Origin of the sequence: Pseudonocardia sp. Ae150A_Ps1, assembly GCF_001932315.1 — a bacterium.
Taxonomy (GTDB): domain Bacteria; phylum Actinomycetota; class Actinomycetes; order Mycobacteriales; family Pseudonocardiaceae; genus Pseudonocardia.
On record NZ_MCIJ01000001.1, the window covers coordinates 956,745 to 981,844 of the forward strand.

Below are 25,100 nucleotides of genomic sequence, written 5' to 3' on the forward strand. Positions count from 1 at the left end.
TGATCACCGGTCCGGCCGTCACGCGAGCTGGACGAGCTCCAGGTACTCCGCCGACCAGTGGTCCTCGGTGCCGTCCGGGAGCACGATCACCCGGTCCGGCTCCAGCGCCTCGACCGCGCCCGGGTCGTGCGTCACCAGCACCACGGAGCCCTCGAACCGGCGCAGTGCGTCGAGCACCTGCTCCCGGCTGGCCGGGTCCAGGTTGTTCGTCGGCTCGTCGAGCAGCAGCACGTTCGCCGCGGACGACACCAGCCCGGCCAGCGCGAGCCGGGTGCGCTCGCCGCCGGACAGCGTCCCGGCAGGCTGGTCGAGCTGCTCGCCGGAGAACATGAACGACCCCAGCAGCGTGCGCAGCTGCTGCTCGTGGGCGTGCGGCGAGGCGTGCCGGATGTTGTCCCAGACGCTGGCGTCCATGTCGAGCGTGTCGTGCTCCTGGGCGAAGTAGCCGGTCCGCAGCCCGTGCCCGGGGACGACGTCACCCGCGTCCGGCGTCTCGGTGCCGGCGAGCAGGCGCAGCAGCGTCGTCTTGCCCGCGCCGTTGAGGCCCAGCACGACGACCTTCGACCCGCGGTCCACCGCGAGGTCGACGCCGGTGAACACCTCCAGCGAGCCGTACGCCTTGGACAGCCCCTCGGCCGTCATCGGGGTCCGGCCGCAGGGCGCCGGGGTGGGGAACCGGATCTTCGCGACCCGGTCGTCCTGGCGCTCCTCGTCGAGCCCGGCGAGCAGCTGGTCGGCCCGGCGGGCCATGTTCTTCGCGGCGACGGCCTTGGTGGCCTTCGCACCCATCTTCGCGGCCTGGGTGTGCAGCGCGGACGCCTTCTTCTCGGCGTTCGCACGCTCCCGGCGGCGGCGCTTCTCGTCGGTCGCGCGCGCCTCGAGGTACCGCTTCCAGTCCATGTTGTACTGGTCGGCCTCGCCGCGGGTGGCGTCGAGGAACCAGACCTTGTTGACGACCGCGGCCAGCAGGTCGGTGTCGTGGCTGATCACGACGAGCCCGCCCTCGTGGTTCTGCAGGAACCCGCGCAGCCAGGTGATCGAGTCGGCGTCGAGGTGGTTCGTCGGCTCGTCGAGCAGCAGCGTCGTCGCCGACTGGGAGCCGCCGTCGGAGGCCGCGAACAGGATCCGGGCCAGCTCCACCCGGCGGCGCTGGCCACCGGACAGGGTGCGCATCGGCTGGGCGAGCACCCGGTCCGGCAGGCCGAGGTGGGTGCAGATCCGCGCGGCCTCGGACTCCGCCGCGTAGCCGCCGAGTGCGGAGAACCGCTCCTCGAGGCGGCCGTACTCGCGGACGACCTTCTCGTTCTCCGGGCCGTCGACCAGCTCGGCCATCGCCGTCTGGGCCTTCTCCATCTTGGCCAGCAGCGTGTCCAGGCCGCGGGCCGACAGCACCCGGTCCTTCGCGGTGACCGACAGGTCACCCTCGCGCGGGTCCTGCGGGAGGTAGCCGACCGGCGAGTTCGACGCGATGTCGCCCGAGTAGGGCTCACCCTCCCCCGCCAGGACGCGCATCGAGGTGGTCTTGCCTGCGCCGTTGCGGCCGACGAGGCCGATCCGGTCGCCGGGCTGGATGCGCAGGTTCGCCCCGGAGAGCAGGATTCGGGACCCGGCACGCAGTTCGAGGTCGGTCGCGGTGATCACGTGAAGAAGCTCCAGACGGAGTGCGGAGGGCGGCGCTGAGAGGACGGGCTGCGGGCACGGCGGTGCCCGGTGCGCCGGCTACTCGATCAGGACCACGCGCCAAGGCTACCGGCCCGGTCGAACGGTTTCCCCACGTAGGGTCGGTCGCCATGACCGATCTCACCTCCCTGTCCGGCCGTGCGGCGCTGGTCACCGGCGCCTCGCGCGGCATCGGTTACGGCATCGCGGCCGGCCTGCTCGCCCGTGGCGCGTCCGTCACGGTCACCGGTCGCAAGGTCCCCGAGCTGGAGGCGTCGGCCGCCTCCCTCGCGGCGGAGACCGGGGCCGGCCCGGACCGGGTCCTCGCGGTGGCGGGCAACGCGGGCGACGCCGCGCACCGCACCGACGCCGTCGACCGGACGGTCGCGGCGTTCGGCTCCCTCGACGTCCTGGTCAACAACGCCGGGACCAACCCGCACTACGGGCCGCTGGTCGAGGCCGACCTCGACGCCGTCCGGAAGGTCTTCGACGTCAACGTCGTCGCCGCGCTCGGCTTCGTCCAGGAGGCACACCGGGCCTGGCTGGGCACCCACGGCGGCTCGGTGGTGAACGTCGCCTCCGTCGGCGGGCTGCGGCCGGCCGGCGCGATCGCGGCGTACGGGGCGTCGAAGGCCGCCCTGATCAAGATCACCGAGGATCTTGCCGGGCAGCTCGGCCCCGGGATCCGGGTCAACGCCGTCGCGCCCGCGGTGGTGAAGACCCGCTTCGCCGAGGCGCTGTACGCGCACGACGAGGAGGGGGTCGCCGCGACCTACCCGCTCAAGCGGCTCGGGGTGCCCGCCGACGTCGCCGAGGCCGTCGCGTTCCTGGTGTCCGACGCCGCCTCCTGGATCACCGGGGAGACCCTGCGGATCGACGGCGGCAGCCTCGCCACGGGCCGCCACGCGTGACCTCACCCGGCGACCGTCCGCCGAGCGGGTGCGAGGTCGACGTCCTCGTGCTCGGCGGCGGTCCGGCCGGTCGGGCGCTGGCGGGCGCCTGCGCGGCCCGCGGCCTGCGCACCGCGCTCGCCGACCCCGCGCCGGACCGGCCCTGGACGGCGACCTACTGCGCCTGGCCGGAGGAGCTTCCCCCCGGTCTCCCGGAGTCCGCGGTCGCCGCCCGGCCGCCGGCGCGCGTCGTCGTCCCGGGGGACGGTGGCACCCGCGATCTCGGTCCGTACCTGGTGCTGGACACCGGGGGGCTGCGCGCGCACCTGGACGCAGGACTGACCGGCGTCACCGTGCTGTCCGGCCGCGCCGACGACGGCGACGTCCGCCCCGGGCCGGACGGGTACCGGGTCCGGCTCCGGGGCACCGGCGCAGGCACCGGCACCGGCACCGGCACCGGCACCGGGCAGGTCACCTCCGCGCTCGTCGCCGACGCGACGGGCGCGCCGTCCCGGCTCCGCCCGGCGGCCGGGACCCGGGCCGAGCAGACCGCCTACGGCGTCGTCGTCCCGGAGGCGGCAGCCGCGCCGGTCGTCGCGCCGGGCGAGGCCGTGTTCATGGACTGGCGCTCCCCCGCCACCGAGCCCCCCGCGGGATGGACCGACTGGCCGACGTTCCTCTACGCCGTCCCCTACGGCGACGGCTCCGTCCTCCTGGAGGAGACCTCGCTGGCGCGGCGGCCCGGGCTGCCGCTGCCGGAACTGCGGGACCGGCTGGCCGCACGGCTGGACGCGCTCGGCGTCGTCGTGCCCGGGGACGCGCCGGTCGAGCGGGTGCGCTTCCCCGTCGACACCCCGCGCGGGCCGCGCCACCCGCTGCCGTTCGGCGCCGCGACACCGCTGGTGCACCCGGCCACCGGGTTCAGCGTCGCCCCCGCGCTGCGGCTCGCCCCGGCGCTCGCCGACGTCCTCGCCCGGCACCTCCCGGACGACCCGGCCCGCGCCACGACGGCCGCGCACCGGCTGCTCTGGTCGCGGTCGGCACGCCTGGTGCACCGGCTGCGACGGCACGGGCTGCGGACCGTGCTCGACCTGCCGGCCGGTCTGGTGCCGGCGTTCTTCGACGCCTTCTTCACCGGGCCCCGCGGGCGGGCGTTCCTCACCGGCCGCGACGACCTGCCCGGGACCCTCGCCGGGATGGCGGGGGTGTTCGGGGCCGCCACCGCACCGGTCAGGTGGCACATGCTCCGCTCCGCGGCACCGTTGCACCCGAAAGGACGGTGACCCGCCGCCCTCATGATCAGTTGAACGGGTACCAGCAGTAGCGTCGAACGACTCAGTGCAGAGGACCGCCTGCGGCGCGGAACCGGGGTGGTCCGCTCCCCACCCGGAGGTGGCCCATGCCCGCTTACCAGACCATCGTCGTCGGCACCGACGGCTCGTCCACCTCGTTCGCCGCCGTCGAGCGTGCCGCCGGGGTCGCCGCCGACAGCGGCGCCACCCTCGTCATCGTGTCGGCCTACACCCCGGCGAGCCGCGAGGACACCGCCGCGGCGGGGGACGCCCTGAAGGACGAGGCCTACCTCGTCACCGGCTGGACACCTGCCGAGGAGGCGCTCCGCGAGGCCGCCGACCGGGCCGCGAAGGTGGGGGCGGCGAACGTCAGCACGCACGCCGAGGACGGTGCTCCGGTCGACATGCTGCGCAAGGCGGTCAAGGACCACCACGCGGACCTGCTCGTCATCGGCAACCGTGGCCTGAACACCTTCTCCGGGCGCCTGCTCGGCTCGGTCCCGGCCGACGCGACCCGCCGGGCCGGTGTCGACGTCCTGGTCGTGCACACCACCTGAGCGGTGTCGGACACCTCGCCCGGCGACGACCGGGAACGCACGGAGCTGCCGGATCCTGCGTCGATCGACTGGAGCGAGCTCCCGGACGCCGTCCTCGACGAGCTCATCCTCGGTGCGCCCCGGGAGTTCACCCGGGACGAGCTCGTCGAGATGACGGGTCTCGACCCGGAGGAGTCCGGGCGCCTGTGGCGCGCGATGGGCTTCCCGGACTCCGCCCCGGACGAGCGGATGTTCACCCGCGCCGATCTCGACGCGGCACGCAAGGTCCGAGCGCTGAGCCGGGACTGGCTGCCCGATCCCGGCGCCCGGGAGGCCGTGGCCCGCGCGGTCGCGCAGTCGCTGTCCCGGCTCGCCGAGTGGCAGATCGGGATGCTCGCGCAGATCGCCGCCACCTACACCGGTGAGCTGACCCCGCGCGCGGCCGCCCAGGTCGCGGCGGACGTCCTGCCGGAGCTGGAGCACCTGCAGGCGTACGTGTGGCGGCGGCACCTGGCGGCGACGGCCTCGCGGTGGACGGCCGGCGCGCAGCGCTCCGACGCTGAGACCATGGTCGCGGACACCTGGCCGTTGTCGGTGGGGTTCGCCGACATGGTGGGCTTCACCCGCACCACCCGGCGCCGCACCATGGACGAGCTCGGCGAGATGGTGGAGCGGTTCGGCGCGGCCACCAACGAGGTGATCGCCAACGGGCGCGGGCGCATCGTGAAGACCGTCGGCGACGAGGTCCTCTACGTGACCGAGCACCCGGCCGACGCCGCCGCGATCGCGCTCGGTCTCCGGGACCGGGTGCGGACCGAGCCGTCGCTGCCGCAGCTGCGGATCGGGATCGCGCACGGCATGGTCCTGTCCCGCTACGGCGACGTCTACGGCGAGGTCGTCAACGTCGCCGCCCGGCTCACCTCCGAGGCCCGGCCGGACACCGTGCTGGTGGACCGGGAGATGCACGAGGCCCTGCGCGACGACCCGCGGTTCGACCTGCGGCGGATCGCGACCCTCCACACCCGCGGCTACACCCACCTGCGGGCCTGGGCCCTGCGCGGTGCCCGGGAACGCTGAGGCTTGACCTGCAGCCCGGTTCAGGCGGCAGGCTCACGGCCATGACGACGACCAGCGCCCCGCCCACGGTTAGGGCCTACCTCGACCGCATCGGCGTCGTACCGGGACCGCCGGACCTGGCGCTGCTCACCCGGATCGTGCGCGCCCACGTCGCGGCCATCCCGTTCGAGAACCTCGACCCCTTCACCGGGGTCGAACCGCCCGTCGACGGCGACGGCGTCGCCGCGAAACTGGTTCACGGCCGTCGTGGGGGCTGGTGCTTCGAGCACAACCGCCTCCTGCACGACGTCCTGCGCGACCTCGGGTACCAGGTCACCCCGCTGGTCGGCCGGGTCCGCCTCGGGCTCGGCGACGACGCCCCCGCCACCTCACGCACGCACCGGCTGACGCTGGTCGCGACCGGCGAGGGCACGTTCGTCGCCGACGCCGGCTTCGGCGGGACCGTGCCGACCACGCCGCTGCGGCTCGTCGGCGGCACCGTGCAGCCCACCCCGCACGCCGACCACCGCTACCTCCGCGGCGACGACGGCGGGTGGCGGCTGCAACGGCGCGGGTCCGGCGACTGGGTCACCCAGTACGACTTCGACCTCGTCCCGACGCCGGACGTCGACTACGCGATGGGCTCCTGGTACCTCGTCCACCACCCGGACTCGGGGTTCCGCAACGGGCTCACCGCCGCCCGCTCCGCGGACGACCACCGCGCGACCCTCGACGGGACCCACCACACCGTCCGGTACGTCGGCGGACCCACCGAGCGCCGCGAGCTGACCTCACCGGCCGAGGTCGTCGACGTCCTGGAGGACCGCTTCGGGATCGAGACCTCCGGCGTGCCCCGCCTGGAGGACCGGATCCGCGAGGTGCACTTCTCCTGAGCCCGTGCCCGGACACACGTCGGGCCGGACCCCCGCGCGGGGGTCCGGCCCGATCGTCGTGTCAGGTCGGTACCGGTGTCAGACCCGGAACCCGAGGGCGCGCAGCTGCTCGCGGCCGTCCTCGGTGATCTTCTCCGGGCCCCACGGCGGCATCCAGACCCAGTTGATGCGGATGTCGGACACCAGGCCGCCGTCCGGACCGGCGGTCAGCGCGGAGCGGGTCTGCTCCTCGATGACGTCGGTCAGCGGGCACGCCGCCGACGTCAGCGTCATGTCGACCACCGCGGTGTCGCCGTCCCGGTCGATGCCGTAGACGAGACCCAGGTCGACGACGTTGATGCCCAGCTCGGGGTCGACGACGTCCTTCATCGCCTCCTCGAGCTCCTCGACGGACGCACCCTCGGTGCTCGCCGGCGGCTCGGGCATCCCGGCCGCGCCGCGGACGACGTCCTCGGTCTCGGTGTTCTGCTGTTCGGTCGTCTCGCTCATGCCGGAGAACCCTCCGTCTCGCTGGTCGGATCGGGCAACACTGCGTCGGTGCGGGACACGGCGTCCTTGAACGCCATCCACCCCAGTAGAGCGCACTTCACCCGTGCCGGGTACTTCGCGACGCCGGCGAAGGCGACACCGTCGCCGATCACGTCCTCGTCGGGCTCGACCTGGCCCCGCCCCTGCGCCATCTCCTGGAACGCGGCCATCATCTTCCACGCCTCGCCCACCGGGCGTCCGGCGACGAGATCGTGCAGCACCGACACCGACGCCTGGCTGATCGAGCAGCCGAGCGTCTCGTAGGACACGTCGGTGACCGTCCCGCCGTCGACCTTGACCCGCAACGTGACCTCGTCCCCGCAGGTGGGGTTCACGTGGTGGGTCTCGGCGTCGTACGGCTCGCGCAGGCCGGACCCGTGCGGGTCGCGGTAGTGGTCCAGGATGATCTCCTGGTACATCTGCTGGAGCTGCACGATCACACCGTCCCGAAGAACTTCTGGGCGGCCCGGATGCCGTCGGCCAGCGCCTCGACCTCGTCCACCGTGTTGTACACCGCGAACGACGCCCGCGCGGACGCGACGATCCCGAACCGCCGGTGCAGCGGCCACGCGCAGTGGTGGCCGACCCGGATCGCGACGCCGCGGTCGTCGAGCACCTGGGACAGGTCGTGCGCGTGGATGCCGTCCACCAGGAACGACACCGCTCCCCCGCGCAGCTCCGCCCCGGGCGGACCGATGATCCGCAGCCCGTCGATCGCCGGCAGCTGCTCCAGGGCGGCCGCCGTGAGCGACGCCTCGTGCGCCGCCACCGCGTCCATCCCGATCGCCTCGAGGTAGTCGACGGCCGCACCGAGGCCGACGGCCTGCGACGTCATCGGCACGCCCGCCTCGAACTTCTGCGGCGGCGGGGCGTAGGTGGAGCCCTCCATCCGCACCAGCTCGATCATCGACCCGCCGGTGAGGAACGGCGGCAGCTCCTCCAGCAGCTCCCGGCGGCCCCAGAGGACACCGACCCCGGACGGTCCGAGCATCTTGTGCCCGGAGAACACCGCGAAGTCGACGCCGAGCGCGTGCAGGTCCACCGGCATGTGCGGGACGGACTGGCACGCGTCGAGCACCGTCAGCGCGCCGACCGCCTTCGCCCGCTCCACCAGCTGCGCCACCGGCGCGACGGCGCCGGTCACGTTGGACTGGTGGGTGAAGGCGACGACCTTGGTGCGGTCCGAGAGCTCGAGCGAGTCGAGGTCGATCCGGCCCTCGTCGGTGACGGAGTACCAGCGCAGGGTCGCCCCGGTCCGCCGGCACAGCTCCTGCCAGGGCACCAGGTTCGCGTGGTGCTCCAGCTCGGTGATCACGACCTCGTCGCCGGGACCGAGCGCGAACCGCTCGGACTCCGGACCGAGGCCGTCCCGGACCGACGCGTTGCCGATCCCGTAGGCGACCAGGTTGACACCCTCGGTGGCGTTCTTGACGAACACGACCTCGTCGACGCTCGCGCCGACGAACGCCGCGATACGTGCCCGGGCGGACTCGTAGGCGTCGGTGGCTTCCTCGGCGAGCTGGTGCGCGCCCCGGTGGACGGCGGCGTTGTGCCGCTCCAGGAACGTGCGCTCGGCGTCGAGCACCTGGCGCGGACGCTGCGACGTCGCGGCGGAGTCGAGGTAGACCAGCGGCTTGTCCTCGCGCACGGTGCGCCCGAGGATCGGGAAGTCCGCCCGGATCCGGGCCACGGCGTCGGCGTCGAGGCCGGCCGTGGTCCCGGTTCCGTGGGTGAAGGTCATGTCAGACCACCGCGGCAGCCTGGGTGAACCGGACGTAGCCGTTCTTCTCGAGCTCGTCGGCCAGCTCCGGACCGCCGGACTCGACGATGCGGCCACCGGCGAACACGTGCACCCGGTCGGGCTTGATGTGGTTCAGGATCCGCGTGTAGTGCGTGATCAGCAGCACGCCGGTCTCGCCACCCTCGCGGTACCGGTTCACACCCTCGGAGACGACGCGCAGGGCGTCGACGTCGAGGCCGGAGTCGGTCTCGTCCAGGACGGCGATCTTCGGGTTCAGCAGGCCGAGCTGCAGCACCTCGTGGCGCTTCTTCTCACCGCCGGAGAAGCCCTCGTTCACCGAGCGGTCGGCGAACTCGGCGGAGATGTCCAGGTCGGACATCGCCTCCTTGACCTCCTTGACCCAGGTGCGCAGCTTCGGCGCCTCGCCGCGGACCGCGGTGGCGGCCGAGCGCAGGAAGTTCGCCATCGACACGCCCGGGACCTCGACCGGGTACTGCATGGCGAGGAACAGGCCGGCACGGGCCCGCTCGTCGACCGCCATGTCCAGGACGTTCTCGCCGTCCAGGAGCACCTCGCCGGAGGTGATCGTGTACTTCGGGTGGCCGGCGACGGCGTAGGCCAGCGTCGACTTGCCCGAGCCGTTCGGACCCATGATCGCGTGCGTCTCGCCCGCGCGGACGGTGAGGTTCACCCCGCGCAGGATCTCCTTGGGACCGTCCTCGGTCTCGACCGAGGCGTGCAGGTCCTTGATCTCCAGAGTGGACATCTTCTCTTTCCGTGGTGGTCGCAGTGCCCGATGGTCGCTTCGCCGGTTGCGCTCAGGCGCCCGTGATGGCCAGCTCGGCCTCGACGGCCGCCTCGAGGCGCTCGCGCAGCTCGGGGAGGGTGATCTTGTTCAGGATCTCGCCGAAGAAGCCCCGGACGACGAGTCGCCGGGCCTGGTCCTCGGGGATGCCGCGGCTGCGCAGGTAGAACAGCTGCTCGTCGTCGAACCGGCCGGTCGCGCTCGCGTGACCGGCGCTCACGATCTCGCCGGTCTCGATCTCGAGGTTCGGGACCGAGTCGGCACGGGCGTGCTCGGTGAGCACCAGGTTCCGGTTGAACTCGAACGTCTCGGTGTTCTCCGCCGCGGCCCGGATCAGCACGTCGCCGATCCACACCACGTGCGCGGAGTCCTTCGAGTCGCTCTGCAGCGCGTTCTTGTACAGCACGTTCGACTTGCAGTTCGGGACCGCGTGGTCCACGAGCAGCCGCTGCTCGAGGTGCTGCCCGGCGTCGGTGAAGCCCAGACCGAGCAGCTCGGCGTCCCCGCCGGGACCCGCGTACCGGATCGTCGACGACACCCGGACCAGGTCGCCGCCGAGCTGGACGGCGGTCGCGCGCAGCGTGGCGTCACGGCCGACGTTGTAGTGCTCGGCGCCGACGTGCACGGCGTCGTCGGCCCACTCCTCGGTGACCACCAGGGTCAGCCGGGAGCCGTCACCGAGGACGACCTCGGTGTTGTCGGCCAGCACACCCGAACCCCGGTACTCGACGACGACCGTCGCCTGCGTGTGCGGGGTGGTGCGGATGTGCAGGTGGCCGGCCGCCGTCGCGCCCGCACCGGGGCCCTCGACGGTGATCGTCACCGGGTCGAGCTTCTCGCCGTCCAGCGTCACCACCGTGGCCTCGGTGAAGCCGGACCACGCCGCGGCGGCGACCCGGTCGAAGGGCACGCCGCCCTCGCCGAGCCGTGCGTCGCCGCGGCCGACCGTCTCCGTGGTGACCCCGGCGGTCTCGGTCACCGAGACCTTCGCCGAGCCCTGCAGGTCGGCCGACCCGTCGTGCAGGCCCTTGAGCCTGCGCATCGGGGTGAACCGCCAGTTCTCCTCGCGACCGCCGGGAACCTCGAAGGCCTCGACGTCGAAGGACTGGAACCGCTCGCCGGCCGAGGCGATCGGCACCTCACCCTGGCCCTCCTTGGCCCCCTTCAGCTCGGGGGCGAGGCCAGCAACATCCGACGTCATCCGACGGAACCCTCCATCTGCAGCTCGATCAGCCGGTTCAGCTCCAGCGCGTACTCCATGGGCAGCTCGCGTGCGATCGGCTCGACGAACCCGCGCACCACCATCGCCATCGCCTCGTCCTCGGTCAGACCGCGGCTCATCAGGTAGAAGAGCTGGTCGTCCGAGACCTTCGAGACGGTGGCCTCGTGCCCCATCGACACGTCGTCGTTGCGGATGTCGACGTAGGGGTACGTGTCCGACCGCGAGATCGTGTCCACCAGCAGCGCGTCGCACTTCACCGTCGAACGGGAGTTCTTCGCACGCGGGTTGACCTGGATCAGGCCACGGTAGGACGTCCGGCCGCCGCCGCGCGCCACCGACTTCGAGATGATCGACGACGACGTGTTCGGCGCCAGGTGGACCATCTTCGCGCCGGCGTCCTGGTGCTGGCCCTCGCCCGCGAACGCGATCGAGAGGACCTCGCCCTTGGCGTGCTCGCCCATCAGCCACACGGCCGGGTACTTCATGGTCACCTTGGAGCCGAGGTTGCCGTCGACCCACTCCATGGTCGCGCCCTCCTCGGCCTTGGCGCGCTTGGTGACCAGGTTGTAGACGTTGTTCGACCAGTTCTGGATCGTGGTGTAGCGGCAGCGGCCGCCCTTCTTCACCACGATCTCCACCACGGCCGAGTGCAGCGAGTCCGTCTTGTAGATCGGCGCGGTGCAGCCCTCGACGTAGTGCACGTAGGCGCCCTCGTCGACGATGATCAGCGTCCGCTCGAACTGACCCATGTTCTCGGTGTTGATCCGGAAGTAGGCCTGCAGCGGGATGTCGACGTGCACGCCCGGCGGCACGTAGATGAAGGAGCCACCCGACCAGACGGCCGAGTTCAGCGCGGAGAACTTGTTGTCCCCGCTCGGGATCACCGAGCCGAAGTACTCCTTGAACAGCTCCGGGTGCTCCTTGAGGGCGGTGTCGGTGTCCAGGAACACCACGCCCTGCTCCTCCAGGTCCTCGCGGATCTGGTGGTAGACGACCTCGGACTCGTACTGCGCGGCGACACCGGCGACCAGGCGGGCCTTCTCCGCCTCGGGGATGCCCAGCTTGTCGTAGGTGTTCTTGATGTCCTCGGGCAGGTCCTCCCAGGAGGTGGCCTGCTTCTCCGTGGACCGCACGAAGTACTTGATGTTGTCGAAGTCGATCCCGGACAGGTCCGAGCCCCAGCGCGGCATCGGCTTCTTGCCGAAGATGTCGAGCGCCTTCTGCCGGAACTCGAGCATCCACTCGGGCTCGTCCTTGAGGCGGGAGATGTCGGCGACGACCTCCGAGGAGAGGCCACGCTTCGCGATGGCACCCGCCTCGTCGGAGTCGGCCCAGCCGAAGTCGTACCGGCCGAGCGCCGCGATCGTCTCCTCCTGGGTGAGCTCGGTGCGCACTTCAGGAGTGGTCGTCATACGGACTGCCTCCCTTTCGGAGACCGTGGTGGGAGATGGTCCCGCCTTCGGCGGGGCCTTCTTCTTCTTGCATCTTCCGCAGCCAAGCAGCTGGTTGCGGATCTACGGCGCGGGACGGCGGCGCCGAGTTCTCTTTCACGCTCCGCGACCAACCTGCTGGTTGCGGATCTACGGCGCGGGACTCCGACACCGAGTTCTCTTTCACGCTCCGCGACCAACCTGCCGGTTGCGGATCTACGGCGCGGGGCGGTAGCGCCGAGTTCTCCTGCACGTTCCGCGACCAATCTGCTGGTCGTGGAGCTGCGGCGCGGGGGGTCGGCACCTTCTCCCGCTCCCCCTGCCGTGCCCGCGCGCGGAGTTCGGGATCCTCGAGCGGGACGTGTGTGGTGCACGCGGCGTCGCCGCGTGCGATCGTCGCCAGCCGCTGCACGTGGGTCCCCAGCAGCTCGGCGAAGGCCTTCGTCTCGGCCTCGCAGAGCTCCGGGAACTCGGCGGCGACGTGCGCCACCGGGCAGTGGTGCTGGCACAGCTGCACCCCGAACCCGCCCCGGCGCGTCTGCGCAGCGTAGCCACGGGCGCTCAGCACCCGGGCCAGCACCTCGGCGCGGTCCTGCGGGTCACCGGCGGAGACCACCTCGGTGATCTCGGTGCCCAGCAGGTCGTGCACGCGGCGGCGCGCGAACGCGTCCACCGCGTCGTCCCCCGCCGCCTCGGCGAGGAAGCGCAGGGCCGACGTGGCCAGGTCGTCGTAACCGTGCCCGAACCGGACCCGGCCCGCGTCGGTCAGCAGGTACTCCTTCGCCGGACGGCCGCGCCCGCGGGGGCGGGCGGACCGTGCCGGTGCCCGGACCTCGGCCTCGCCGTCGGCGATGAGCGCGTCCAGGTGCCGCCGCACGGCGGCCTCGGTGAGCTCCAGCTCGGCCGCCACGACGGCGGCCGTGACCGGCCCCTGCTCCATGAGCACCCGGGCCACCGCGGCCCGGGTCCCGCTACCGGACGCGGGCAGCACCGCGTCGGACCCGTGCCCGCAGGCGGGGTCCGTGCGCGTCTGCGCCGTCCGGTTCGTTTTCACAACACCAGTGTTGCGGATATCCCGGCGGGGGGCAAAACCGGCCCCCGTTCGTCGTGACGCGGCTCACCCGTCCGGACGGTCGCGGCCGGTGAGGACCGGGGCCCCGGGCCCGGAAGCCGCCCCACTAACCTGCTGGGTCATGGTGACGCCCGAGGTCGCCCCACCCGGGCGCGACGACTCCTCCACGCGAGCGGCGCCGGCGCCCGGCTCGTCCGGACCCGGCGCCGACCCGCCGCGGACCGCCCGGCGCGGGCTGCGCGAGCAGGCACGCATCGCGCGGATCATGGGGCTGACGGGCGCGATCCTGATGGGGATCAGCGCGCTGGGGTCCGGCGCCTTCCCGGCACCGCACCCGATGAACGGCCTGCGGCTGATCGGGCTGCCCGCCCGCAACGTGACCCTGGCGATCGCCGTGACCTACGCCGGGCTGCTGATGGTCGTCACGGCATGGCTGTGGATCGCCCGGATGCTGACGGCCCGCGGCGCGAAGCACCCGGCACCCGAGCGGCGTGAGCTCACCCGCACGGCGCTGCTCTGGGGGATCCCGCTCGCGCTCGCCCCGCCGATGTTCTCGAAGGACATCTACAGCTACCTGGCACAGAGCGCGACGCTCGCCCGCGGGATCGACCCGTACACGATCGGCCCGGCGCAGGCACTCGGCGTCGACGACCCGCTGACCCGAGGCATCCCGACGATCTGGCGGGACACCCCGGCGCCGTACGGCCCGCTGTTCCTCGGGCTCGGCCGGGTGATCACCGCGTTCAGCGGCGACGACGTCGTCCTCGGGATCTTCCAGCACCGGATCCTGGCGCTGGCCGGCGTCGCGATGCTGGTCTGGGTGCTGCCGCGGCTGGCGAAGCGGTTCGACCTCGACGCCAGTCTCGTGCTCTGGCTCGGCGCGGCGAACCCGCTGGTGCTGTTCCACATGGTCAGCGGCATCCACAACGAGTCGATCATGATCCCGCTCATGCTGGTCGGCCTGCACGTGATGCTCGGCAAGGACGAGGGCGTCCGGTCGCCATGGCGGATCACACTCGGAGCGGCGCTGATCGTGGCCGCGGCGTCGGTGAAGCTGCCCGCGCTGCTCGCGCTCGGCTTCGTCGGTGTGTACCTGGTCCGGCAACGTGGCGGACGGGTGGTCGACTGGGCCGTGATGATCAGCTGGCTCACCGCCGTCGCCGCGGTGGTCTTCACGTTCTTCAGCGCGATCACCACGCTCGGCTTCAACTGGCTGCGCGGCCTGTCCGCGCCCAGCGAGATCCTCAGCTGGATGTCGGTCAGCACCGACGTCGGCCTGCTCTCCGGGCAGATCGGGCGGGTGCTCGGGCTCGGCGACCACACCGACGCCACCCTCGCCATCGCACGCGGCCTGTTCGTGGTGCCGATGGTGATCGTCGTCGTGGTGCTGCTGCTCGCCTGCCTGCGCGGGCGCCTCGACCCGGTCACCGGGACCGGTGCCGGGCTCGGCGCCGTGGTGCTCCTCGGGCCCGTCGTGCACCCGTGGTACCTGTTCTGGGCGCTCCTGCCGCTGGTCGCGACCCGGGCGATGCCCCGCTACCGGCGGGCGATGCTGGTGCTCTCGGCGTTCCTCGCGCTCGTCGTGCCGCCGACCGGTGCCGACTTCATCTTCCGCGCGTTCCAGCTGCCGCTGGCCATCGTCGCGTCGCTGGTGATGTTCGCGCTGTCCCTCCTCGTCGTCCGGCGGTGGCTGCGGGCGCCCGCGGAGCCGGACCCGACCCCGGTGCCGGTCCCGTGAACGCCGCGCTGGAGGTCCGCGGGCTGGTGGTCCGCTACGGCACGACGACGGCGGTGGCCGGGATCGACCTCGATCTCGCCCGCGGGGAGGTGCTCGCCCTGCTCGGCCCGAACGGTGCCGGGAAGTCGAGCACCGTCGAGGTGTGCACCGGTTTCCGGCGCCCCTCCGCCGGGCAGGTCACGGTGTTCGGCCACGCGCCCGACGACGACGCGGTCCGCCCCCGGGTGGGCGCGATGCCCCAGGGGGGCGGCGCCTATCCGGCCGTGCGCACCGGCGAGATGCTGCACCTGGTCGAGGCCTGCGCGGCACACCCGATCGACGCGAACTACCTGCTCGACGTCCTCGGCCTGCGACCGCGGGCCGCGACCCCGTTCAAGCGGCTCTCCGGTGGCGAGCAGCAGCGGCTCGCGCTGGCCTGCGCCGTCGTCGGGCGCCCGGAGCTCGTGTTCCTCGACGAGCCGACCGCGGGGCTGGACCCGCAGGCCCGGCACCTCGTGTGGGACCTGGTGCGGGCGCTGCGCCGCGACGGGGTCGGCGTCCTGCTCACGACACACCTGATGGACGAGGCCGAGCAGCTCGCCGACGACGTGGTGATCCTCGACCGGGGCACCGTCGTCGCACACGGCTCCCCCGCCCAGCTCACCGCGGGCGACCAGACCGAGCTGCGTTTCCGGGCCCGGCCCGGGATGTACACCCGGGGGCTCGACGCCCGGCTGCCCGCCGGGTACGCGACCACCGAGACCGCGCCCGGCCGGTACCGGGTCCGCGGCCGGATCGACCCCCGCGCGCTCGCCGCGATCACCTCGTGGTGTGCCGACCAGGGCGTGATGGCCGACGACGTCCAGGTGGTGCGCCGCAGCCTCGAGGACGTCTTCCTCGACCTGACCGGACGGGAGCTGCGCTCGTGACCGAACGGTTCCCCGCAGGCACCTTCGCCCCCGACCCGGGGCGCGGCAGCACCCTGACGATGCTGCGGGCCCAGGGCGGGCTGGAGACCCGGCTGGCCCTGCGCAACGCCGAGCAGGTGCTGCTCACCCTGCTCATCCCGGCCGCGCTGCTCGCCGCGCTGACACTGGTACCCGCGATCCCGGCGCCGGAGCCGCGGGTGGACTGGGTCCTCGCGTCGATGCTCGCGCTGGCCGTGATGAGCTCGGCGTTCACCAGCCAGGCGATCGCGCTCGGTTTCGACCGGCGCTACGGCGCGCTGCGCCGGCTCGCCGCGACCGCGCTGCCGCGCTGGCTGCTGGTCTGCGGCCGGCTGGCGGCGGTCGCCGCGGTCGTCGTCGTCCAGATGGTGCTGCTCGGGATCCTGGCCCTCGCGCTCGGCTGGTCCCCGGCCGGCGCCCGGCTCGACGGCGTCGTGCTGGCCGTGCTCCTCGGTGCGGCCGCGTTCGGGGCGCTCGGGATCCTGGTGGGCGGCACGCTGCGGGCCGAGATCGTGCTCGCCGTCGCCAACGTCGTGTGGTTCGTACTGCTGCTGGCCGGCGGGATCGTGGTACCGGTGGCGGACCTGCCAGGGCCGCTGTCGGTGGTGGCCGCCTGGCTGCCGTCCGGGGCACTGGCCGAGGCGCTGCGTGCCGCTCTCGGGGCGGGTGAGTTCCCGCCCGCCGGGCCGCTGCTCGTCCTCGCCGGGTGGGCCGTCGTGGCCGGGCTGGTGGCGGCCCGCACCGTGCGCTGGCGCTGACCCGACCACCCCGCTGATCACGGATCGGGAAGGGAACCGGCCAGAAACGGCCGCGACGCTTCCGGATCCGTGACCACCGGCCGGGCTCGGGCGACCCTGACTTCTGGCACAGACGTGACGAATCGGGCGCTGCCACGCTCGACGGGGCCAGCCCGCCACCTCCTGTACGGAGCGCCCGTGACCGTCGCGCACCCCGCCCCGCCGACCCGGCGGCTCGCCCCCGACCTCGCCCGCGGGGCGATGCTCCTGCTCATCGCCATGGCGTACGCCGGGGTCCACGCCGGCAGCGCGTTCGGCACCGACGTCGCGGGCGACCCGCTCCGGGACCGGATCGCCGCCGTCCTCACGACGCTGTTCCTGGACAACCGCGCGTTCCCGATGTTCGCGATCCTCTTCGGTGGCGGGCTGGCCTGGACGGTGGCCCGGCAACGCGCCCGCGGCACCGACGACGTCTCCGTCCGCCGGGTCCTGCGCCGCCGCGGCGGCTGGCTGCTGCTGTTCGGCGCCGTGCACGCGTTCCTCGTGTTCCCCGGTGAGATCCTCGCGTCCTACGGCCTGGCGACCCTGCTGACCGGATGGCTCCTGCTGCGGCCCACCCGCTCGATCGCCCGCGCCGCGGGCTGGTTCGTCGCGCTGTCCCTGGTCACCGTCCCGATCTTCATGATCGGGCTGCGCCTCGGCGGATCGGAGATGCAGGCGGTACCGGGTTACGCCTCCCCGGAGGACTAGGTGGTCCGGCTGTGGTCGCTCCCGGCGTCACCCCTGGTCGTCGCGCTCGGCTACCCCCTGTTCCTGCTGGTCGTACTCGGCTACCTCGCCGGACGGGCCGGTCTGCTCGACGACCCGGGAGCGCACCGCCCACTCCTGCGCCGGATCGCCGCCGGCGGTGTCGCCGTCTCCGTCGCCGGGGCCGTACCGGCGGCGCTGACCGCCGTCGGCGTGCTCGCCGTCCCGCCGGTGACGGGTGGCCTGCTCCTCGCGCTGCAGGTCCTCACCGGGGTCGCGGGCGGAGCGGGGTACGCGGCGCTGTTCGCCCTGCGGGGGCTGCGCGCCGAGGCGGCACCGGGGCGGATCGTGCGCGCGGTCGCGTCGGCCGGGCGCCGCTCGCTGACCTGCTACCTGCTGAACTCGGCGCTGGTCGCACTGCTCCTGCAGCCCGATCTCGTCGGGCTCGGCCCGTCCGCCGGCACGGCGGGTGCGCTGCTGGTCGCCGCCTTCGTCTGGACGGCGACGGTATTGCTGGCCGACCGCCTGGAGCGGGCCGGCCGCCCCGGCCCGGCCGACGCCCTCCTCCACCGCCTGGTGCACCGCCGCCCGCTCCCCGAACCCCGCTGATCACGGATCGGGAAGGGAACCGGCCGGAAACGGCCGCGACGCTTCCGGATCCGTGACCACCGGCCGGGCCCGGGCGGCCGTTCTTCTACCATTCGTAGTGTGTCCCGCCTCCTCGCCCGCGTGCCGTCCACCCCGCCGGTGCAGATGCGCCGCCTGGCGATCGCGAACCTGGTCGCCCAGATCGGGATCGGCGTGACCGGGTCGGTGGTGCGGGTGACCGGTTCCGGCCTGGGCTGCTCGACCTGGCCGCAGTGCGAGCCCGGCAGCATGGTCCCGGTCTCGCACGCCGAGATCGCGCCGCTGCACATGTGGATCGAGTTCGGGAACCGGCTGCTCGGTGTGCTCGTCGTCCTCACCGCCGGGGCAGCGCTCCTCGGCGCCTACTTCACCCGTCCCCGCCGCCGGCGGCTCCGGGGGCTCGCGCTGGCGATGCCGCTCGGCGTCGTGGCGCAGACGGTCATCGGCGGCATCACGGTGCTCGCCGGGCTGGCCTGGTGGACGGTGATGCTGCACTTCCTCGCGTCGATGGTGCTGGTGTGGTTCGCGGTGCTGCTGGTGTCGGCGGCGACCGAGGCCGACGGTCCCGTCACCCGCACGATCCCGGCGGCCGGGCGGGGCCTGGTCGCGGTCTCGACGGCCGTGCTCGGCGCGCTGCTGGTCGCCGGGACGCTGGTCACCGCGGCGGGCCCGCACGGCGGCGACCCGGACACCCCGCGCCTCGACGTCGACATCCCGTTCCTCGCACAGCTGCACGCCGACCTGCTGTTCGGCTACCTCGGCACGCTCGTGGGCCTCGGCTTCCTGCTGCACGCCACCGGGGCGTCCCAGGTCCTGGTCCGGCGGTTCCGGGTGCTGGTGCTCGTCGTGCTCGCCCAGGGCGCGCTCGGGGGCGTGCAGTACGCGCTGGGTGTGCCGGAGCTGCTCGTGTCGCTGCACGTGCTCGGGGCGGGGCTCGTCACGGCCGCCGCCGCCGCGGTGTGGGCGGGGACGGCCACCCGGCCCGACGCCGCGGTCCCCGGACCGGCCGCGAACCTGCCCGGGTCCGGCGCGGACCGCCCGCTCGCAGGCAGCGGCGCCGACCGGGGCTGAGCCGGGAACGGCCGGACGGATCTGCACGGGACGCCTGTAGTACGGCACTCTGGTGCCATGACCTCCGGATCCCGGCTACGGCGCGGTGGTGTCGCCGCGGCGCTCGCGGCCGCGCTGGCCGCCGGCCTCGTCACCGCACGGGCCGCGTCGGCCGCCCCCGAGCTGCCGCCGGTGAGCCCGGAGGAGCTGGTGGCCTCGGTGCTGTCGGCGAAGCCCGTCGCGCTGGCCGGCACCGTCGCCGTCGACAACCGGCTGGGGCTGCCGTCGGTCCCGGGCGTCGCCGAGGACACGCTCGCCGACGGCACCTCCACCGCGCGCGTCTGGTCCGACGGTGCGGGCCACGGCCGCCTCGCACTCCCCCGTCCGGACGGCGAGCGCACCTACGTCCGTGACGGCGAGGGCACCTGGGCCTACGACTCCGCCGACCGGACCGCCACCCGCATCCCCGCCCGGACCGGCGACGGCCCGGCCCGGCCCGACCGCGACCCGCAGGCCGCCGCGACGGAGATCGTCGGCGCGCTGCGCGGCACGAGCACGGTCGCCGTCGACGGCACCACCGAGGTCGCGGGACGTCCGGCGTACACCCTCGTGCTGACCCCCGCGGCCGGCGAGCGCACGGTGCTGCGAGAGGTCCGCGCAGCCGTCGACGCCGAGACCCGGATGCCGCTCGAGCTGACCGTCCTCGGGGCCGGCGCGGAGCCCGTCCTGCAGATCGGGTTCGACGACCTCACCGTCGGTCCGCAGGACCCGGCGCTGTTCACCTTCACCCCGCCACCGGGTGCCACCGTGGAGAACGCGCCCGCCCACGAGCGCGGCCGGGGTGGCCCGCCCACCGGGGCCGAGCGGCCCCGGGTGGTCGGTGAGGGCTGGGACACGGTCGTCGTCGGCACCGTCCCTCAACGTAGCCCGGACGGCACGGGCGGGCAGCCGGACCGGCCCGACCTGTCCGCCCTCGGCACACCCGTCTCCGGTGCCTGGGGCAGCGGCCGCGAGATCACCACGACCGCGGGCTCGGCGATCCTCACCGACGACGGCCGGTTCGCCGCCGGTGCGGTCGGCACCGACGTGCTCGGCGCGGCTCTCGCCCGGTGAGCGGATCCGGACTCGGCACCACCACCGGCACGGACACCGGGCTCCGGCCCGCGCCACCCGCCGCGCGGGTACGGGAGTTGCGGAAGGTCTTCGGCTCCGTCACCGCGGTCGACGGCGTCGATCTCGACGTCCCGGCCGGTTCGGTGTTCGGCATGCTCGGCCCCAACGGGTCGGGGAAGACGACCCTGATCCGCATGCTGCTCGGGCTGACCCGGCCGACCTCGGGCACCGTGGAGCTGCTCGGCCACCCCGTCCCGGGCGGCCTGGCCGCCGCTCTCCCGGACGTCGGCGCGCTCGTCGAGGGCCCCGGCTTCCACCCGTTCCTGTCCGGCCGGGAGAACCTGCGGCGGGTCGCCGCCACCGAGCCCCAGCTGTCCGACCGCGAGGTCCGGCCGGCCGCCGACGCCGCGCTGGAGCGGGTCGGGCTCGCGGGAGCGGCGGACCGCCGGTTCCGCGGCTACTCGCTGGGTATGAAGCAGCGGCTGGGCCTCGCCGCGGCGCTGCTCGTGCCGCGGCGCCTCGTCGTGCTGGACGAGCCCACCAACGGCCTGGACCCGGCCGGCACCCGGGAGATCCGCACCGTCGTCGCGGAGCTGCGGGCCTCCGGCGCCACGGTGCTGCTGTCGTCGCACCTGCTCTCGGAGGTGGAGGCGGTGTGCACGCACGTCGCCGTGCTCAAGCAGGGCACGCTGCTCGCGTCCGGCGAGCTCGGCCGCCTGCTCGACGCCGGCGCCGGGGGCTGGGAGATCGCCACCGCCGACGTCCCGGGCGCGCTGCGGGCGCTGCGCGACGCCGGCGCCACCGCCCACGCCGACGGCGCCGGGGTGCTGGCCGAGGACGGACCGGACGGCCCCGTGCTGTTCGCCGCGCTCGTCCGCGCCGGGGTGCCGGTGCACGGACTCCGCCGGCAGCGCCCGGACCTGGAGACCCTGTTCACGAGGATCACCGAGTGACCGTCACCGCCGACGCCCGCCCGGTCTCCTGGCGACGCCTGCTCGGCGCCGAGCTCCGCTGGGTGCTGCGCCGCCCGCGCACCTGGATCATGTTCCTGCTCCTGGCCGCCGTCCCGGTGCTGATGGGGCTGGGGATCGTGCTCGCCGACGGGCCCCGCCGTGGCCTGGTCGGCGAGGTCGTCGGCAACGGCCTGACCCTCCCGGTCGCCGCGCTCTCGCTGCTCCTGGCGCTCCTCCTGCCGCTCGTCGTCGCCGTGGCCGCCGCGGACGCGATCGCCGGGGAGGGCCAGCACGGCACCCTGCGCGGGCTGCTGCTCGCCCCGGTCGGGCGGCTGCGGCTGGTCGCGATGAAGGCGTTCGGGGTGCTCGTGGTGGCCGCCGTCGCGGTCACGCTGGTGACCGTCACCGGGCTGGTCGCCGGGTGGGCGATGATCGGCCCGCCGGTGGTGCTCGCCGGCACCGGCGACGGCGGCGCGCTGCTCACCCTGTCCGGTTCCGTCCTGACCCTGCCGGACGCCCTGTTCCGGGTCGGCGTCGCCGCCGGATGGACGCTGGTGCAGCTGGCCGCGGTCGGCGCCGTCGCGCTGGCGGTCTCGTCGTTCACCGAGCGCCCGCTCGTCGTGCTGTCCTCGGTGCTGGGCGGCCTGATCCTGTTCGGCGTGCTGGGCGCGATCCCGGCGCTGGAGCCCCTCCGCCCGTGGCTGATCACGACCGGCTGGGGCGCCGCCACGGACGTCCTGCGTGACCCGCTGCCCTGGTCGCAGCTCGGCCGCAGCTCGCTGGTGGCCGTGGGATATCTCGCGGCCGGAGCGGCCACACTGGTGGTCCGGATGCTGCGCCGCGACGCATGAGGGCATGATCGCCCACGGCACCGGAGTCGATCGAGGAGGACACATGCGTGCGGTACGGGTGACGAAGGCCGGCGGGCCCGATGTGCTGGAGGTCGCCGAGATCGACACCCCGGCCCCGGGTGCCGGTGAGGTGCTCGTCGGGGTCGCCGCGGCCGGCGTGAACTACATCGACACCTATCAGCGCGAGGGCATCTACCCCATGGAGACGCCCTACGTCCCGGGGCTGGAGGGCGCCGGACGGGTCGTCGCGCTCGGCGAGGGCGTCGACGGCGTCGCCGTCGGGGACCGGATCGCATGGGCCGCGACGCTGGGCAGCTACGCCGAGCAGGTCGTCGTGCCGTGGGACCAGGCCGTGCCCGTGCCCGACGGCGTCGCCGACGACGTGGCCGTCGGCGCGCTGCTGCAGGGGATGACGGCGCACTTCCTGGTGAACGACACCTTCCCGCTCGCGGGTGGTGAGACCGTGCTGGTGCACGCCGCGGCCGGCGGGGTCGGGCTCCTCCTCACCCAGCTGGCGACCGCCAGGGGTGCCCGGGTGATCGCGACGACCTCCAGCGAGGAGAAGGCGGCGCTCGCCCGCGCCGCCGGTGCGGCCGAGGTGATCGACTACACCCGGGTGGACGACCTCGCGGCCGCCGTGCGCGAGCTGACCGGCGGCGAGGGGGTGCACGCCGCGTTCGACAGCGTCGGGAAGACCACCTTCGACGCGAGCCTCGCGTCGCTGCGCAAGCGCGGGATGCTGGTGCTGTTCGGTGCCGCGTCCGGGCCGGTCCCGCCGGTCGACCCGCAGCAGCTCAACGCAGCGGGATCGGTCTTCCTGACCCGGCCCAAGCTGTTCGACTTCGTCGACACCACCGAGTCGCTGCGGGCGAAGGCCGGCGCCGTCTACGGCGAGGTCGCGGCCGGCCGGCTCGACGTCCGGATCGGGCACACCTACCCGCTGGAGCAGGCACGGACCGCGCACGAGGACCTCCAGGCGCGGCGCACGACCGGGAAGCTGCTGCTCCTGCCGTCCTGACCCGGGATGCTATGAACGGTCCTGTGCCGACCCAGCCCGCGGAGACGCCCTTCCACGATCTCGACGCCTACCTCGCCCTCCCCCGCCTCGCCGGGCTGGCGCTGTCGCCCGACGGCACCCGCCTGGTGACCGGCGTCGCGGAGCTCGAGTCGGACGGCACGCGGTACCGCACCGCGCTGTGGGAGATCGATCCGGCCGGGGAGGACCCGCCGCGCCGCCTCACCCGTGGGGCGGCCGGCGAGTCCGGCCCGGTCTTCACCCCCGGCGGGGACCTGCTGTTCCGGTCGGCGCGGTCCGATCCGGACGCGTCCGGCGACGGCGAGACGCCGTCGGGGCTGTGGCTGCTGCCCGCGGGCGGGGGTGAGGCACGCCCGGCCGGGACGCGTCCCGGCGGGATCGACGACGTCGTCGTCGCGCGGGAGGCGGGGACCGTCGTCGCGTCGTCGCCGACCCTGCCCGGGGCGGTGACGGGCGCGGACGACGAGCGACGGCGTACCGCCCGCAGCGAGGCGAAGGTCTCGGCGATCCTGCACACCGGCCACCCGGTGCGGCACTGGGACCACGACCTCGGGCCAGCCGAGGTCCGGCTGCTCCGCCACGACGGCGCGGACTGGACCGACCTGACACCGGCCCCGGGCCGCGCGCTGGACGAGGCCGGCTTCGACGTCTCCCCCGACGGGACGACCGTCGTGACCGCCTGGAACACGCCCCGCGGGAACGGGCGGCGGCGCAGCCGGATCGTCGCGATCGGCACCGACGGCGGCGGGCACCGCGACCTGCTCGGCGGCGACGACCACGAGTACTCCGGGCCGCGGGTCTCCCCGGACGGCCGCACCGTCGCCGTCCTCCGCGAGTCGGTGTCCACACCGGACACCGCCCCGCGCACCGATCTGGTGCTGGTCCCGCTCGCCGGGGGCACACCGCGCCCGGTCGCGCCCGGCTGGGACCGCTGGCCGTCGGCCGTGCGGTGGGTCCCCGACGCGTCCGCGCTGGTCGTCACCGCCGACGAGGACGGCCGCGGCCCGCTGTTCCGCATCGATCTCGGCGCCGGCCCGTCCGACGACGTCGTCACCCGGCTCACCGGTGACCACGGCTGCTACACCGATCCGGTGCCGAGCCCGGACGGCCGCTGGGTCTACGCGCTGCGCACCGCCTACGACGCCCCGCCCGCCCCGGTCCGGGTGGACGCCCGCACCCCCGGCGCGACACCCCTCCCCCTGGCCGGCCCGGCCGACACCCCGGAGCTGCCCGGCACGCTCACCGAGGTCGAGACCGTCACCGGGGACGGCACCCGGGTCCGCGGCTGGCTGGTGCTGCCCACCGGTGCCGGCCCGGACGCCCCGGCCCCGCTGCTGCTGTGGATCCACGGCGGGCCGCTGAACAGCTGGAACGCCTGGTCGTGGCGGTGGAACCCGTGGCTGATGGCGGCCCGCGGCTACGCCGTGCTGCTCCCCGACCCGGCACTGTCCACCGGCTACGGCCAGGACTTCGTGCAACGCGGCTGGGGTCACTGGGGCGGTCCACCGTTCGACGACCTCATGGCCGTGACCGACGCCGCCGTCGCCCGCCCGGACGTCGACGCGACCCGTACGGCCGCGATGGGCGGCTCCTTCGGCGGCTACATGGCGAACTGGACCGCCGGGCACACCGACCGGTTCGCGGCGATCGTCACCCACGCCAGCCTCTGGGCGCTCGACCAGTTCGGCCCGACGACCGACCACGCCGAGTACTGGCTGACCGAGATGACGCCGGACATGGCGCGGGAGAACAGCCCGCACCTCCACGCCGACGCGGTCACCACGCCGATGCTGGTGATCCACGGCGACCGCGACCACCGGGTCCCGATCGGCGAGGGCCTGCGGCTGTGGTGGGACCTGGTGTCCCGGCAGGCGGACCCGGAGGCGAACCCGCACCGGTTCCTGTACTTCCCGGACGAGAACCACTGGGTCCTCGCGCCGAACCACGCCAAGCTCTGGTACGAGACCGTCCACGCGTTCCTGGCGGCGCACGTGCTCGGCGAGGAGTGGGAGACCCCCGAGCTGCTCCGGTGAGCACCGGCCCCGAGGCGGTCGCGGAGGCCCACACCCGCCGTACCAGGACCGACCCCTGGCTCCGGGCGTTCACGGGCCCCGTCCCGGCCCCGGTTCGCACGGGATCAGGTCGCTCGCACGGGATCGGATCCCGTGCGGGCGGACCGAAGCCGTGCGAACACGGGC

Annotated in this window: 23 protein-coding genes and 1 pseudogene; 16 read left to right on the forward strand and 8 right to left on the reverse strand. The window is 74.0% G+C overall.

Translation table 11 applies throughout. The annotated features are described in order from the left end of the window. Nucleotides 1-18: 18 nt before the first annotated feature. Nucleotides 19-1,641 (reverse strand): ABC-F family ATP-binding cassette domain-containing protein, encoded by a 1,623-nt coding sequence (locus Ae150APs1_RS04110; RefSeq protein WP_010240449.1) that lies wholly within the window; start codon nucleotides 1,639-1,641, stop codon nucleotides 19-21. A 149-nt stretch (nucleotides 1,642-1,790) separates the two neighbouring features. On the opposite strand from Ae150APs1_RS04110, the gene Ae150APs1_RS04115 reads away from it, so the two are divergent. The 5 genes from Ae150APs1_RS04115 (at nucleotide 1,791) to Ae150APs1_RS04135 (ending at nucleotide 6,326) form a co-directional block, all read left to right on the forward strand. Then, nucleotides 1,791-2,570 carry an SDR family oxidoreductase gene (locus Ae150APs1_RS04115; protein WP_075295894.1) on the forward strand — a complete coding sequence of 260 codons (780 nt, stop codon included), beginning with the start codon at nucleotides 1,791-1,793 and terminating at the stop codon, nucleotides 2,568-2,570. Then, nucleotides 2,567-3,832 carry a lycopene cyclase family protein gene (locus Ae150APs1_RS04120; protein WP_075295896.1) on the forward strand — a complete coding sequence of 422 codons (1,266 nt, stop codon included), beginning with the start codon at nucleotides 2,567-2,569 and terminating at the stop codon, nucleotides 3,830-3,832. Before Ae150APs1_RS04115 ends, Ae150APs1_RS04120 begins: the two co-directional genes overlap by 4 nt. Nucleotides 3,833-3,948: 116 nt before the next feature. Next, the gene (locus Ae150APs1_RS04125) at nucleotides 3,949-4,398 is read left to right on the forward strand and encodes a universal stress protein (RefSeq protein WP_075295898.1); all 450 of its coding nucleotides are present in this window, start codon (nucleotides 3,949-3,951) and stop codon (nucleotides 4,396-4,398) included. A 3-nt stretch (nucleotides 4,399-4,401) separates the two neighbouring features. Next, nucleotides 4,402-5,454 carry an adenylate/guanylate cyclase domain-containing protein gene (locus Ae150APs1_RS04130; RefSeq protein WP_083679926.1) on the forward strand — a complete coding sequence of 351 codons (1,053 nt, stop codon included), beginning with the start codon at nucleotides 4,402-4,404 and terminating at the stop codon, nucleotides 5,452-5,454. A 41-nt stretch (nucleotides 5,455-5,495) separates the two neighbouring features. Continuing rightward, entirely contained in the window at nucleotides 5,496-6,326 is an 831-nt protein-coding gene (locus tag Ae150APs1_RS04135; RefSeq protein ID WP_075295900.1) for an arylamine N-acetyltransferase, read from the forward strand. A 78-nt stretch (nucleotides 6,327-6,404) separates the two neighbouring features. Here the strand turns inward: Ae150APs1_RS04135 and Ae150APs1_RS04140 are convergent, their stop codons facing one another. The 7 genes and pseudogenes from Ae150APs1_RS04140 to Ae150APs1_RS04170 all read right to left on the reverse strand — a co-directional run. Then, nucleotides 6,405-6,815, reverse strand: coding sequence for a metal-sulfur cluster assembly factor (locus Ae150APs1_RS04140; protein ID WP_010242198.1), 411 nt, complete (start codon nucleotides 6,813-6,815; stop codon nucleotides 6,405-6,407). After that, the gene (gene sufU, locus Ae150APs1_RS04145) at nucleotides 6,812-7,288 is read right to left on the reverse strand and encodes a Fe-S cluster assembly sulfur transfer protein SufU (protein WP_050802560.1); all 477 of its coding nucleotides are present in this window, start codon (nucleotides 7,286-7,288) and stop codon (nucleotides 6,812-6,814) included. The genes Ae150APs1_RS04140 and sufU overlap by 4 nt, the downstream gene beginning before the upstream one ends. 2 nt (nucleotides 7,289-7,290) lie before the next feature. Continuing rightward, nucleotides 7,291-8,595, reverse strand: coding sequence for a cysteine desulfurase (locus Ae150APs1_RS04150; protein WP_075295902.1), 1,305 nt, complete (start codon nucleotides 8,593-8,595; stop codon nucleotides 7,291-7,293). Between the two features lies 1 nt (nucleotide 8,596). Then, nucleotides 8,597-9,361, reverse strand: a complete 765-nt coding sequence (gene sufC, locus Ae150APs1_RS04155; protein WP_075295904.1) for a Fe-S cluster assembly ATPase SufC — start codon at nucleotides 9,359-9,361, stop codon at nucleotides 8,597-8,599. 52 nt (nucleotides 9,362-9,413) lie between these two features. Further along, nucleotides 9,414-10,601 carry a Fe-S cluster assembly protein SufD gene (sufD, locus tag Ae150APs1_RS04160; protein WP_075295906.1) on the reverse strand — a complete coding sequence of 396 codons (1,188 nt, stop codon included), beginning with the start codon at nucleotides 10,599-10,601 and terminating at the stop codon, nucleotides 9,414-9,416. Continuing rightward, a complete protein-coding gene (gene sufB, locus Ae150APs1_RS04165) occupies nucleotides 10,598-12,034 on the reverse strand; it encodes a Fe-S cluster assembly protein SufB (protein ID WP_029240032.1) in 1,437 nt (478 codons plus the stop codon). Before sufB ends, sufD begins: the two co-directional genes overlap by 4 nt. 370 nt (nucleotides 12,035-12,404) lie before the next feature. Then, nucleotides 12,405-12,992 (reverse strand): annotated as a pseudogene (locus Ae150APs1_RS04170) (metalloregulator ArsR/SmtB family transcription factor); the annotation flags it as partial. Nucleotides 12,993-13,245: 253 nt separating this feature from the next. Here Ae150APs1_RS04170 and mptB point away from each other — a divergent pair. The 11 genes from mptB to Ae150APs1_RS04220 all read left to right on the forward strand — a co-directional run bounded on the left by mptB (nucleotide 13,246) and on the right by Ae150APs1_RS04220 (nucleotide 24,935). Continuing rightward, entirely contained in the window at nucleotides 13,246-14,862 is a 1,617-nt protein-coding gene (mptB, locus tag Ae150APs1_RS32590) for a polyprenol phosphomannose-dependent alpha 1,6 mannosyltransferase MptB (RefSeq protein WP_075295908.1), read from the forward strand. Next, nucleotides 14,859-15,770, forward strand: a complete 912-nt coding sequence (locus Ae150APs1_RS32595) for an ABC transporter ATP-binding protein (RefSeq protein ID WP_029240031.1) — start codon at nucleotides 14,859-14,861, stop codon at nucleotides 15,768-15,770. The genes mptB and Ae150APs1_RS32595 overlap by 4 nt, the downstream gene beginning before the upstream one ends. Then, entirely contained in the window at nucleotides 15,767-16,546 is a 780-nt protein-coding gene (locus tag Ae150APs1_RS04185) for an ABC transporter permease (RefSeq protein ID WP_075295910.1), read from the forward strand. The genes Ae150APs1_RS32595 and Ae150APs1_RS04185 overlap by 4 nt, the downstream gene beginning before the upstream one ends. Before the next feature lie 177 nt (nucleotides 16,547-16,723). Continuing rightward, on the forward strand, nucleotides 16,724-17,275 hold the full coding sequence (locus tag Ae150APs1_RS32600) for a hypothetical protein (RefSeq protein WP_212567153.1): 552 nt from the start codon (nucleotides 16,724-16,726) through the stop codon (nucleotides 17,273-17,275). After that, nucleotides 17,276-17,881 (forward strand): DUF418 domain-containing protein, encoded by a 606-nt coding sequence (locus tag Ae150APs1_RS32605; RefSeq protein WP_212567154.1) that lies wholly within the window; start codon nucleotides 17,276-17,278, stop codon nucleotides 17,879-17,881. A 99-nt stretch (nucleotides 17,882-17,980) separates the two neighbouring features. Then, nucleotides 17,981-18,970, forward strand: a complete 990-nt coding sequence (locus Ae150APs1_RS04195; protein WP_249266210.1) for a COX15/CtaA family protein — start codon at nucleotides 17,981-17,983, stop codon at nucleotides 18,968-18,970. A 57-nt stretch (nucleotides 18,971-19,027) separates the two neighbouring features. Next, nucleotides 19,028-20,062, forward strand: coding sequence for a hypothetical protein (locus Ae150APs1_RS04200; RefSeq protein WP_075295912.1), 1,035 nt, complete (start codon nucleotides 19,028-19,030; stop codon nucleotides 20,060-20,062). Continuing rightward, nucleotides 20,059-21,015, forward strand: coding sequence for an ABC transporter ATP-binding protein (locus tag Ae150APs1_RS04205; RefSeq protein ID WP_075295914.1), 957 nt, complete (start codon nucleotides 20,059-20,061; stop codon nucleotides 21,013-21,015). Before Ae150APs1_RS04200 ends, Ae150APs1_RS04205 begins: the two co-directional genes overlap by 4 nt. Next, nucleotides 21,012-21,866 (forward strand): ABC transporter permease subunit, encoded by an 855-nt coding sequence (locus tag Ae150APs1_RS04210; RefSeq protein WP_075295916.1) that lies wholly within the window; start codon nucleotides 21,012-21,014, stop codon nucleotides 21,864-21,866. The genes Ae150APs1_RS04205 and Ae150APs1_RS04210 overlap by 4 nt, the downstream gene beginning before the upstream one ends. Before the next feature lie 43 nt (nucleotides 21,867-21,909). Beyond that, nucleotides 21,910-22,884, forward strand: a complete 975-nt coding sequence (locus tag Ae150APs1_RS04215) for a quinone oxidoreductase (protein WP_075295918.1) — start codon at nucleotides 21,910-21,912, stop codon at nucleotides 22,882-22,884. Nucleotides 22,885-22,907: 23 nt separating this feature from the next. Beyond that, complete coding sequence (locus tag Ae150APs1_RS04220) at nucleotides 22,908-24,935, forward strand: prolyl oligopeptidase family serine peptidase (protein WP_249266211.1); 2,028 nt, start codon at nucleotides 22,908-22,910, stop codon at nucleotides 24,933-24,935. Nucleotides 24,936-25,100: the final 165 nt, after the last annotated feature.